The sequence below is a fragment of the Embleya hyalina genome, from assembly GCF_003967355.1.
Lineage (GTDB): Bacteria > Actinomycetota > Actinomycetes > Streptomycetales > Streptomycetaceae > Embleya > Embleya hyalina.
Window position 1 is genome coordinate 47,446 of sequence record NZ_BIFH01000022.1, and the last position, 12,265, is coordinate 59,710.

10 protein-coding genes are annotated in these 12,265 nt (G+C 69.3%); 7 read left to right on the top strand and 3 right to left on the bottom strand.

What is annotated here, in order from left to right:
- Positions 1–16 precede the first annotated feature (16 nt).
- The 3 genes from EMA17_RS22390 to EMA17_RS22400 all read right to left on the bottom strand — a co-directional run bounded on the left by EMA17_RS22390 (position 17) and on the right by EMA17_RS22400 (position 3,892).
- Entirely contained in the window at positions 17–574 is a 558-nt protein-coding gene (locus tag EMA17_RS22390) for a GNAT family N-acetyltransferase (RefSeq protein WP_126638892.1), read from the bottom strand.
- 511 nt (positions 575–1,085) lie between these two features.
- Positions 1,086–1,502, bottom strand: a complete 417-nt coding sequence (locus EMA17_RS22395) for a YybH family protein (RefSeq protein ID WP_126638893.1) — start codon at positions 1,500–1,502, stop codon at positions 1,086–1,088.
- 1,460 nt (positions 1,503–2,962) lie between these two features.
- Positions 2,963–3,892, bottom strand: coding sequence for an AraC family transcriptional regulator (locus EMA17_RS22400; protein WP_126638894.1), 930 nt, complete (start codon positions 3,890–3,892; stop codon positions 2,963–2,965).
- Positions 3,893–3,993: 101 nt separating this feature from the next.
- Between EMA17_RS22400 and EMA17_RS22405 the strand changes: the two genes are divergently transcribed.
- From EMA17_RS22405 to EMA17_RS22435, 7 genes are all read left to right on the top strand, one after another.
- The gene (locus EMA17_RS22405) at positions 3,994–4,908 is read left to right on the top strand and encodes an MBL fold metallo-hydrolase (RefSeq protein ID WP_126638895.1); all 915 of its coding nucleotides are present in this window, start codon (positions 3,994–3,996) and stop codon (positions 4,906–4,908) included.
- A 409-nt stretch (positions 4,909–5,317) separates the two neighbouring features.
- Positions 5,318–5,644 carry a rhodanese-like domain-containing protein gene (locus EMA17_RS22410; protein WP_126638896.1) on the top strand — a complete coding sequence of 109 codons (327 nt, stop codon included), beginning with the start codon at positions 5,318–5,320 and terminating at the stop codon, positions 5,642–5,644.
- A 665-nt stretch (positions 5,645–6,309) separates the two neighbouring features.
- Entirely contained in the window at positions 6,310–7,245 is a 936-nt protein-coding gene (locus tag EMA17_RS22415; RefSeq protein WP_126638897.1) for a DMT family transporter, read from the top strand.
- Between the two features lie 111 nt (positions 7,246–7,356).
- Complete coding sequence (locus EMA17_RS22420; protein ID WP_126638898.1) at positions 7,357–8,064, top strand: hypothetical protein; 708 nt, start codon at positions 7,357–7,359, stop codon at positions 8,062–8,064.
- Between the two features lie 830 nt (positions 8,065–8,894).
- Positions 8,895–9,491, top strand: coding sequence for a carbonic anhydrase (locus EMA17_RS22425; protein WP_126638899.1), 597 nt, complete (start codon positions 8,895–8,897; stop codon positions 9,489–9,491).
- Positions 9,492–9,538: 47 nt separating this feature from the next.
- On the top strand, positions 9,539–11,011 hold the full coding sequence (locus EMA17_RS22430) for a SulP family inorganic anion transporter (RefSeq protein WP_246126828.1): 1,473 nt from the start codon (positions 9,539–9,541) through the stop codon (positions 11,009–11,011).
- A gap of 472 nt (positions 11,012–11,483) precedes the next feature.
- Positions 11,484–12,053, top strand: coding sequence for a hypothetical protein (locus EMA17_RS22435; protein WP_126638901.1), 570 nt, complete (start codon positions 11,484–11,486; stop codon positions 12,051–12,053).
- Positions 12,054–12,265: the final 212 nt, after the last annotated feature.

Here is a 12,265-nt window from a genome sequence, read left to right on the forward strand (position 1 = left end):
CCCGACGAGTCGGGCCTCACAGACGCTCCCAGTCGGCTCGGGTGAGTTCGTACTCGACGTCGCCCTGCTCGGAGCCCTCGATCTCCTCGGGCCAGTCCTCGAAGAAGGTGCGGACGAAGGTCAGGCCCGCCTTTTCCATCACGCGCCGGGAACCCGTGTTGACCGTCATCGTGTTGGCGGTCACTCGCTGGACCCCGAGTTCGTCGAAGCCCTTGTGGATCAGGGCACGGGAGCCCTCGGTGGCGTACCCGCCGCCCCAGGCCGCCTTGCGCAGCCGGTAGCCGAGTTCGACCACCGCGGGGCTGTTGTCAACGAGGGGGCGAAAAGCGAACCAGCCCATGAACGAACCATCTGCTCGGTCTTCGGCGATCCAGAACCCTGGGTGTCCCAGGCCCGGATAGACCCGGAGGAACTTCGGCACGGTCTCCGTCTCGATCGATTCGCGAGTCGTCGGCCGGCCGCCGTTGATGAAGCGCATGACGTCGGGATCGTTGTGCAGGGCGAACAGGTGGTCGACGTCGGTTTCGGTGAACCTGCGCAACACGAGCCGATCGGTTCCCAGGAACATGTTCATGGTGCGATCCTCGCCCGTGCCGACTGCCTCTGCCAGGCAATATCCGCCGGGTCGACCACCGCTCGTCGCCCGACCACGTGGACCACGTCGAGAGCGGACCCGTTCCGGGGTCGGCCCCATCCTGCGGATCGACATCGGAACGGGCCCCGACCCGGTCGGACCGCAGCCGGCGTGACGTCGTTCCCGAGCGAGTTCGAGCGGGTCCGGGTCGCCAGGCTCACCGGACCCGACGACCCGGCCCTGTTCCGCCCCTGCGCCCGGGCCGGCATGCACTTGGGGCCGCGAAGCGTCGGCGACGTCATCGACCGGGCTTCGACACCATTGCGCGCCGGTCTCGATGGCCCGACGGAATGTGCTCACGACCCGTCGGGCCACTACCTGGTCCGCGAAGTGGCCCACACCCTTGATCGGGCGTGCGGACCGACGAGTCCCCGGCGCCGCGCGCCGTCGCCGGGATCGAGGGTGGTCCGAAGTGACGGCCGGTCGGGTGTGGGACGCGGTGGTCGGGTGGTCAGTCGGCCGGGGTTTGGTCGCTCGGAAGGAGGGTGAAGGAGTGGTGTTCGTGGGTGACGGTCCAGCGGCCGCTTGTCTTGGTGAGGCCGAGGGTCAGGCGTAGGCGGCGGTCGGGGTGGCGTTCGAAATCGGTGTGGTCGCCGCAGCGCAGCAGGGCGATCGCGAAGGCGACGTCGGTGCCGGCGGTGATCTCCAGCGACTCGATCTCGAAGACCGCGCCGGACGCCTGCCATTCGAAGAAACCGGGCCAGGTTTCGGCGTATTCCTCGATGCCGCGCACACCCTGCTCGGGGGGCGGGACGTCGAACATGACGATGTCGGGCGCGTGGTCGGCCAACACGGTGGGCAGGTCGCCGTCGTGCACGGCGCCGGCCCAGCGTTCGATGAGATCACGGATCAGCTGTTCGTCGTTCATGGGAGCGCTCCTCCTCGGCGGCAAGGTGTCCGGGTAGGACTCGCGGAACGGCGAGAACTCATCGCGGCGGCGCGAGGCCGGGACGAGGGTGGCGCGTTGGGCACACACCATCGGCGAGCAGGTGCCGCGTCGAGCGAAGCGTGCGTCCCCGGGGCCGTCTGCCCGCAGTCCGAGCCCCCGACCCGACACATCAACCGTGACTGCCGGGTGCCGGTTCGACATCAGCACACGCGAAGGCCGGGAGCTGCCCCGGTTCCCGCGCCGGATATGCGGTTGGCGGGGAACCATCCCCATCCGTTGTGGCTCCACTTGGTATCGCCCTGGCTCCAGAGCCACCAATAGTTTCTTCTGTCGTTCCCAGTCCACGGATTCTCGTGACCCGGAAAATAGGACTGGCACACGAACCAGCTCTCCCCCGCCTCCATAATCGCGGTCGGGGAGGCGCCGTACCGCCAGTCGTACATATTGGATTTCAAATAGGCATAGCAGTACCTGGTGTACTGGAGATTGCCGTTTCCATCCCGCACCCGAGGGCCACTGCCGTAACATCCCGACGCGGCCGAGGCGCTCTGGGTGCCGACCACACCCAGACTCAGACAGCAGGCCCGCCGTGACGAACAAGGCGATAAGGATTCTTCGAACGCGCATGGGCTCTCACTTCCAAAAACGAGGGGCGTCATTGGCGAGTACGCGACCGTCCCGCCACGATTTCGGTGAAGTCTTGCAACCAAGGGGGTATCCGGGGTCGTCGATCGAGACCCGGATCGGCAGCCGGCCCTGGGAGGGAAAACCCTCGGAGGGAATTGAAAGGATCGGATGTGTTCGAAGGCCGTGTCGGAGCAGCACGGGGCTTTTGAGGCGAGATCCGGATCACGGGGGTGTCGGCTATTGCCATTGCCGGAAGCGTCGAAGAGGGCGCTGTTCCGTCGCGACACTGGACGACCAGAATCGGATGGCAACTTTCCGGTTCGACTATGCAGATCGTCGTCCCGGCGACGGGATCCTTCTTGGAAAAACGCGCCAACCACCGCTGCCCTGTCGCGAATTGAGCAGCCCGGCGCACAACCGCGGGTTCCGGTGCTCCGCACGCAGCGGCTCGCCGCGCGCTGCCGGTGTCGGCGGGTTCCGCGACGGGCGCGTGCAGGAGCGCGGTCGGCATCAGGCCCCGGTGGGTGGGGTGCGCGCGGCCCCGGGTGACGACGTGGTCGACGACCGGAAGGTCCCTGCCCCGAGCTTTACCTGTACGTTCTCGCGGCACCACAGGCGGACTTGACGGCCTCGCCTCCGGCTCACACCGCCGGCCGCGTCACCACGCGGAGCGCGGATGCGTTCGAACCGGCTGCGGCCGGTGTGCTGTTCGATGCGTCCCGATCGTCGGTGACGGGCGCGTCGTCGGGTCCAGTTCGGGTCCGTCCGCGTGTGTACTCCCCATACTCCTGGTGCCGGTGGCCGGTCTCTTCTCAGTCCGGTCGGGACGGCGCCGCGCGGTAGCGTCCCGGGGTGGTGTGGAACTCGCGGTTGAAGGCGTGGGAGAGGGCGTAGGGGGTGCCGTAGCCGACTTGGCGGGCGATGGTGGCCAGGGAGTCGGGGGTGTCGCGCAGGAGGGTTGCGGCGAGGGTGAGGCGCCACCAGGTGAGGTAGTTCATCGGGGGGCGGCCGACCAGGACGGCGAAGCGCCTTGCCAGGGTGGGGCGGGATACGCCGACCTCGGCGGCGAGGCGGTCGTTGGTCCAGGGCGCCGCGGGGTCGGAGTGCAGAGCCCTGAGTGCGGCGGCGGTCACCGGATCGCCCAGTACGGTCGGCCAGGTTCCCGTCGTGTCCTCGCTCATCCACGCGCGGATCATGTAGACGAGGAGTAGGTCGAGCAGGCTGGGAACCGCGACGCAGGCCCCGGGCTGCCGTTCGCCCAGTTCCCGGCCCAACAGGTCGATGGCGGACCGGAGCGCGGGATGGCCGCCCACCTGGTGCGGGAGGTGTACGACCTGGGGCAGCTCGGCCATGAGCGGATGCATCCGGGCGCGGTCGAGCCGGTACTTGCCGCACAACATCCGCACTTCGTCGGTGTGCGATTCCGGGTGGTCGGGGGGACGTGTCGCCTGCCACTGCTCGAACGGGACGGCCCGTTCCGGTGCGGCGGCGTCCGGTTCGGTGTGGCGGTCGGCGATCGTGTGCCCGGCGCCGTGCGGCAGGAGTACCGCGTCGCCGGTGCCGAGCAGGAGCGAGGGGCCGGGGCCGTCGGGCGACAGGCGGCATCCGCCCTTGAGTACGACGTGGAAACCCGCCCCGTCGTACGGGGCAAGCCGGGTGCACCAGCTTCCGCTGATGCCGACGCGGGTGCAGGAGGGGCGCCCGATCCGTACGGCGCCTATCGCGTCGCTCACGACATCCATGGGCTCAGGGTATCCATGAGTCGAAGGAGTGAGATGTACGCGTATCCGGATGAGCTTTCGAGACATTGAGAGCTTCATCCATGCTTTCTAGGGTCGACGGCATGGACACCGAGAACGCACCGAGCATCGTGCTGGGAGACGTCGAGATCATCCGCCTTGTGGAGTGGCAGGGGCCGTACATACCGGCCCGCACGCTGGTGCCCGACGCGCTGGAGGGGTTGTGGGAGGAGAACCGCGACCGGCTCGCCCCGGACCACTGGAACCCGGACGACGACCAGGCGGTGGTCGCGTTGCAGACGTGGATCCTGCGCAGCGGCGGCCGAATCATCGTGGTGGACCCGGGGGTGGGTAACGATCGTGAGCGTCCGGGGTCGGTGTTTCACCATTGGCGCAGCGACTTCCCCGACCGGCTGACTCGGCGGACCGGAATCCGCCCCGAGGACGTGGACATCGTGGTCGACACCCACCTCCACGCCGACCACGTCGGCTGGAACACCACGGGCCCCGCGGGCGAGTGGGTACCGACGTTCCCCAATGCCCGATACCTGCTGCCCGCCGCCGACGACTTCCACTTCGGCCCGGCCAACGCGTACGGGGGCGGACTGCGCGTGGACGACCGGCTGATCTACGAGGACAGCATCGCTCCCCTTCACCGGGCCGGACAGGTCGTATCGTGGGACGGCACCCACCGCATCGACGCCGCACTCACACTGGAATCGGCCCCGGGCCACACACCCGGCTCCTCCGTGCTGCGCGTCGACTCCGGGGGCGAACGGGCGGTCCTGGTCGGCGACTTGGTCCACAACCCGGTACAGATCCTCGCCCCCGCGTGCAGCAGTTGCCTGTGCCTGGACCCGGTAGGGGCGGCGGCCAGTCGGCGGCGCGTACTCGAACGGGCGGTCGACGAGCGGGAGTTGGTCATCCCCGCGCACTTCGGTGGAGCGGGCGCCGTGGAGGTCCGACGCGCGGGGAGCGGCCTCACCCTCGGACCGTGGGCCGCCTACCGCACGCTGTGAATGTGCGGTCCAGCGGACGTCCTCGGCCACTGGAACTCCGATCAGCCTGCGTCCGTGGGCCGAGCATCCGGCTGCGGCTCGTTTCGGATCCGGAAACCACGCGTCGGTCGGACTGGTACGAGGCCGTGCGTGGATTGGATCCGCGTGCACGGCCGCACCGATGTGCGGAGCGACGGGGTTCGGGCGCTCGTCTCGCAGGCAGGGTGTGGGTGGTGTCTTCGGGGTCGGCAGCAGCCGCGAGCACGCCGTGGATCGACGGCGGTAACCACCAGCGCGACCGGCGTCATGTCGCTCGTTCCGGGGCGACATGCGCGGGCGTCCGCGCTGGGATTGCGAATCCGGACCACAGTCCGTTAATCTCGGGAGAACACAAGCGGACTGAAGTCCGTTTTCTTTGGAAGGTAGGACCATGACCGCGCTCATCACCCGTGACGCACTCAAAACCGCAATCGACGCGGGCACCGTCACCGTCCTCGACGCACTGGGCGGCGAGTACCACGCTCGGCAGCACCTGCCCGGCGCCCTCCCGCTGACCCCGACCGACGTCGACGAGAAGGCGGCCTCGCTGCTCCCCGACCTCGATGCCGCGATCGTCACCTACTGCTCGAACCCCGCTTGCCCCAACAGCGGCCAGGTCGCCGACCGACTCACCGCCATCGGCTACACCAACGTCCGCAAGTACCGTGAAGGCATCCAGGACTGGGTCGAAGCAGGCCTCCCCGTCGAATCCGCGTGACCGTCCGGGAGGGCCACCGGAACGGTCGTGCCTCGCCCTCCCCGGATGGGAGCACCACCGAGCAAGCCCAGGGCCGGGCAGATCGGGCACTGGCAGCGCTCAAGCGCAGCTGCGTGTCGGGCGAGTTCCTCCCTTCGCGGCGCCTGCGGATGTAGCGGCGTGGAGCGTCGGCGCGGGTTCGATCAGGCCGGAGGCCAGGCGGGACAGCCGACAGGACACCTCGGTGCCGACGAGGTGATGGCGGACGGCGTGCTCGGTGACGGTTGGTCGGACGGAAACCGCCGATGACGAGACCGGCCGGACCGGCTTCAGTGGCTGTGCGAATTGCCACCGATAGAGCTTCGAGGCGCCGGGCAGGTGCGTCTCCAAAGCCATCACCGGGTATCGCCGAACGCGAACGTTGCTCCGGGCACGACGCGCCATCCAGCGAAACGCTCGCTGCCGGGCGAAACGGATCGCGTGCGTGGGCAGAACGGCCTCGACAGCGACGATCAAGTGATCCGGCGAGGGACATCGCGTACGACGCCACGTCCCGCCGTGCGCCGATGCCTTTGGTGTCGCGTTCGTCCCTGGCACATCGGCGTGGTGGTCGGCGAGCATGAGCCTGCCTGTGGGCACCGATACGGGAACGAACGTCGGCAACCCGAGGAGATGGGGGGACGCCCGTGAGTCGTCGTGCGACGTTGTTGTTCGCGGGCATGTGCGTGTTCTGGGGCATCCCCTACCTGCTGATCAAGGTCGCGGTGGACGAGGTGTCGCCCGCCGTACTGGTATTCGCGCGTACCGGGCTCGCCGCCCTGATCCTGTTGCCGTTCGCCCTGCGCGGCAACGGGTTTCGCGGACTCACCGGACACGCGTGGCCGCTGCTGATGTTCGCGATGACCGAGTTCGTCGTGCCCTGGTGGTTGCTCTCGGACGCCGAGCGAAGGTTGTCCAGTTCGACCGCCGGGCTGCTGCTCGCGTCGACGCCGATCTTCGGCGCGGTGCTCGTGTACCTGACTGGTGGGGCCGAACGGATGGGCGCTGTGCGCTGGATCGGCCTCGCGGTCGGATTCGGCGGTGTCGCGGTACTCGCCGGGCCCACCCTCGACAGCGGCGACCCATGGGCCATCGTCGAGGTGCTCGCCACCGCGGTGTGCTACGCCGCCGCCGCGATCGTCGTCGAACGCGGACTCGAGGACGTGCCGAACTTGCCGATGACCGCCGCGTGTCTGGGCTTCAGCGCGCTCGTGTACGTCCTGCCCGCCGCGGCGCAATGGCCCGGGCGCATGCCGAGCGCCAAGGTGTTGGGGGCCTTGGGTGTGCTGGCCCTCGTCTGTACCGCGATCGCGGTGGTGCTCTTCTTCGAGCTCATACGCGAGGTCGGCGCGGCCCGCGCCACGGTCATCACGTACGTCATCCCGGCTGTCGCGGTCGTCGCCGGTGTCCTCGTCCTGGACGAAAGGTTCACCTGGGCGATCGGCGCCTCGTTCGTACTCATCCTCGCCGGAGCCTGGTTGGCGACCCGTCGCGGCGACACCCCGATCATCCCCGCCCACGCCGACGCCGACGCCCAACCGCCCCTCGAATCGACCGGCACACCCGAACAGCAGCAGTTGTAGATCGGCGCGCAGGCAACGCGACGCTTCCGGTTGCACGAGGCCCCATGGTGCAGTCATGTCGATCGATTGCGATGACCGTGGTCCCACCGCACGGCGATCCGAGTAGGCGTCGTGTCGACGGCACACGCCGAGTACCTGGACCGGCTCCGCAGACACCTCACGGCGAAGCAACTCGAGCCCGAAGGTGAATGGCTTCCACAGGCAAGACGGCTCTCCGATGCCTGGCCCGGTGCGGCTACCTTGGCTTCGGCCGTTCACCGGCCGACCGTGAAGGCGGCGATCATTCATTCGGGTCTCCCGGATCCACTGGACGGAAGGGACCGGGCCGACGTCACCGACGGGGAAGCGTGTCAGGGGTACGCGGCCGCAGCCGTCGTCCTGGCGACCGCCGCCGCACTGTGGTCGCCCGGCAATCGTTGGCCCCACCTGCGCAACGGCCCGTCCGTGGGGCATGCGCTCGGGACGGTCCCCAGTCGGCGCCTCGACGATGACATGCTGCAACGTCTACTCCACCTGTTGCTCCAGGAGCGTCCCGAAGGACTCGCCGAGCTCGTGCGATACCTCCCGCACAGCCGGGTTGGCCGCGTCGACCTGATGAGCGTGGCGGTGCCCGCCTACGTGATGGCCGGCCCGCCGAAACCCTGGGAGGGTACGGACACGTACCCCGACCGCGGCACCTGGCTCACGTTTCACCGCGATGTTCGAGACCTGCGCCCACCGGGCGTCGGCGGCGGCGACCACGGCGGCCCGTACCTCGGCAGAAAAGACCCGGATGTCCATCCTCATCTGCGACGTTCACCGCGCCGTGCACAGCGGTGATGTGCGGGTTGCCCGATTCGGCGTGGCGCCCGGGCGGCCAGGAATCCGCCCGGCGGGCGGAACTCGTCGACGAGTGCGGGCATCCGAGCTCACCGAGTGGATACCGAGGCGGTTCGGCAGCGTACGTGACACCTACGGCGACCTTGCGTGACCGCCGGCCCCGACGGGTCACCCAACGTTAACGATTCGTTTGTTACGAGTGACTAATATGCTCGTAGTCGTGGAGACCGCAGGGTCGAATCCACCACGTATTTCTCACCGTCCGACCCGAGTCCGGCCCGACTCTGCTACACGAGGAGCCGAGTAGTGACCCGAGCCAGAATGGTCCAGATGACCGGGGTCGTGCCCACCACGGTGGAGCCGGCCCGGCGAGTGCACGCCCACAAAGCCTGCGGATCGCGCGCGCGAGTGGCCGAACCCGTCGCCACCCGACCCCGAACCGCCCCGGCGTGCGGCCACTTCCCGCAGCCCGAAGCGACAGCCGAGCACAGCCGGAACCGCAACCTCCCGAACGCTCGGAGGCTGTCCTGTCCCACGGCGAAACCCGCCGTGTCGGTGACCGCCGGGCATGGATCGCCAAAGGAGAGAACGTTCGGCGTTCTCGCGGTGTTCGATCGCTGAATCGGTGCGCGGTCGCCCACACCCCGGGCCCGCGCCCGCCCGGGCATCCGCTTTCCCGAACACGGTCCCGCCCATCCCCGTGCCGCCGCGCGTCCACCACCGGACGCTCGCCCTCGGCGGTACTCCCTCACGCCCGCAATGATCCGCGTCGCTTCCCGACGCATCCGTCACACCGACGCGCCCGCAGGGCGCTCAGGAGGCACCCTCACATGAAGCATCTCGTCGACCACGCCCGCGCGTTCCCGCGCCGAGCGGCCGCCCGGCGGCCCGAGGAATTAAGTCGGCTCGCCGAAGGGCAGTCGCCGCACGCCCTGTTCGTGACCTGCTCGGACTCCCGGGTCATTCCCTCCTTGATCACCGGGGCCCGCCCCGGGGAACTCTTCGAGCTGCGCACCGCCGGCAACATCGTCCCCCGCCACGACCAGCCGCATCCGGCAGGCGAGACGGCCACCATCGAGTACGCGGTCGAGGTGCTCGACGTCGCCGACATCATCGTGTGCGGTCACTCGCATTGCGGCGCCGTCGGTGCGATGGCGCGGAGCGAGGATCTGACGGCGCTGCCCGCCGTCCGGGATTGGCTCCGGCAGGCGGCACCACTGCCGGACGGCATCGACTCCGGGCCCCCCGATGTCGCCGAGGCGGTGCAGTCCCACGTACTGGACCAGCTCGACCGGCTGCGCGCCTACCCGTGTGTCGCCCGCCGATTGGCGGATGGGCGACTGCGCCTGCACGGCTGGTTCTATGAGATCCACACCGGTTCCGTGCTCGCCCACAGCGCACACGCCGACGCCTTCCTCGCCCTGTGAACGCGCCCGAACGGCGATGGCCGACCCTGCTCCGCGGCCGCGGGAACGTGGAAACCTCCGATCTGCGGCACGACTTCACCGCGTCCCTCGTCGTCTTCCTCGTCGCCCTGCCCCTGTGCGTGGGCGTCGCCGTCGCATCCGGCGTACCGGCCGAACTCGGGCTGGTCACCGGCATCGTCGGCGGCCTGCTCACCGGTCTGCTGCCGGGCAGCAGCCTCCAGGTGTCCGGCCCGGCCGCCGGGCTCACCGTTCTCGTCTACGAGGCCGTACAGGAGTACGGCCTGCCCCTCCTCGGCGTCATCGTCCTCACCGCCGGGCTGCTCCAACTGCTCATGGGCGCCCTGCGCCTGGGCCGATGGTTCAGGGCCATCTCCGTGGCCGTCGTCGAAGGCATGCTCGCCGGGATCGGGCTGGTCCTGATCGCCGGTCAGCTCTACTCCATGGCCGACACGAAAGCCCCCTCCGGGGGACTGGAGAAGATCACCGGGTTGCCCGACATGCTCTTCGACACGGCCCGTTCCGGCTCCGCGCAAGCCGCGTTCGCGTTGGGGGCGGGGACGATCGCGGTGCTCGTCCTGTGGAGGAGACTCCCCGCCCCCGCACGGATCGTCCCCGCCCCGCTCGCCGCCGTCGCTCTGGCCACCTCCGCCTCGATGCTCCTCCGACCGCCCGTCGCGAAAATCGAGGTGCAGGGCCTGCAGGGAGCCGTCCAGCCACCGGACGTGGCGGACTTCGGAGAGCTCGCGGGCGTCGGTCTCATCGGCACCGTCCTCGCGTTCACCCTCATCGCCTCGGCAGAGAGCCTCTTCAGCGCGGCCGCGGTGGACCGACTACACGACGGGCAACGCACCGACTACGACAAGGAGTTGATGGCCCAGGGCGCGGGCAACACGCTGTGCGGCGTACTCGGCGCGCTGCCGATGACGGCGGTCATCGTCCGCAGCGCCGCCAACGTCCAGGCCGGCGCCAAAACCAAGGCGTCGCGCGTGTTGCACGGCGTGTGGCTGCTCCTGTTCGCGGCCCTGCTGCCGGCGGCCCTCGGCGTCATCCCGCTCGCGGCACTCGCCGGCGTCCTGGTACACGCGGGCTGCAAGCTCATCCCCCTCGCGGCGTTGAGGCAACTGTGGCGTGGACACCGCGGCGAGGCTCTGATCCTGGTGGTCACCGCCGTCGCCATCGTCGCGGTGAGCATGTTCGAGGGCGTTCTCATCGGGTTGGCCCTGGCCGTGGTCAAGACCGCCTGGGACACCTCCCACGTGCGCGTGGACGTGATCGACAAGGGCGCCGGGCCGATCCAGGCCCACCTGACCGGCAACGCCACGTTCCTGCGACTGCCGAAGATCCTCGACGCGCTGGAAGCCCTGCCGCAGGACCGGCCCATCGAGGTGCACATGTCCGGCCTGCGTCACCTCGACCACGCGTGCCGGACATCCCTGGAGAACTGGGCCGCCCGCCACAGCGCCGAGGGTGTCGAGCCGGTCCGGGTCAACGCCCGGCCCGAACCGGGCCCGGCCGGGTAGGCCACCGGCCGGGGCAGGACAGGGGCTGCGGGGGGCTCGACCGCCGGTCGACGGGATGCGGGTACCGGCGGCCGGGTGGAATCCGGGGCCTGCCGGGCCGGTGGCTCCCTGCCCCGACGGACGCCGATCCGACGTTGCTCCGGCGAACGGCGTCGCCGGATCCGGGTTGTTCGGATGCGCACCGTCCGAACCGCACGCGTCGTGATCGATCGACCATGCTGTCGCCATTCTCCAATTCAAGCCCTCCGCGCGGCGGTTGCATCGACTGCGCACTCACAGTCGGTGCGCATACCTCACGAGAGAGACTCATGTGATGCGAACTCGCAGACCCATGACGGCCGTTGGGGCCGTCCTGGGAGGTCTGGCGGCGGCTCTGCTGCTTCCCGGCAGCGCCACCGCGGTCACCACCGACGACAACACTTCCAGTTGCGTGCGATCGGGGAAGACCAGGGACTCCGGAGCGAGTGGACCCGTGGAAACGTCGTACTGCATCGCCTACCAGGACGGCGAGGTGATCGACACCCGGGGTGCCGGCGGAGGACTCGTCGCCACGGGCCACCTGAACAAGGGGCGCAGCTGGTTCGTCTGTCAGGCGTGGTCGACGGTTCCGAACCCGAGAGTCGGGTCGGCAACGAACAACTACTGGCTGCTCACGATGGCCGACAAGCCCTACTCCAACAACGGCTGGGGCTGGTTTCCGGCCACACACATCACGGTCGGCGGGAACGGGAAACGCGTGCCGGGTGTCCCCCTCTGCTCCACGAAGGTTGGGCGATTGGGCGGCTCCGGCTCCGGCTCGGTCACGACGACTCAGCGTCCCCGGACGCCGACCGTGAAGCCCAAGGCGGTTCCGAAGCCGGCACAGCCACCCGCTCCTCCCGTATCCACCCCCGCCACCAAAGTTTGGCGCGCGCCGGACCGTCAGCCGTGGATGCCACCGCCGCCGCCACCCGAGCCCAAGCGCCCTGACTCCAAGTTCCTGAAGAACATCGCACCCCCACCCACTCCGAAGGCAGACATTCTGGTGCCCCACCGGTCGTAGTCCGAGTGTGACCCGCCCGCCCGTCGGCGGGCGGGTCACACTCGCCGCGGCATCCCGACGATCGTGTCCTCGACACCGGGAAACCCGAACCGCGAAGCCGGATCGCGTCGGCGATCGACCCGCACGGGCGGACCCGCACGAGCACGCGGACGCCTTTGTCCAAGTCCGCCCACGAAGTGCCCCGGCACGCTGGAGGAGCTTGCCGTCCTCCC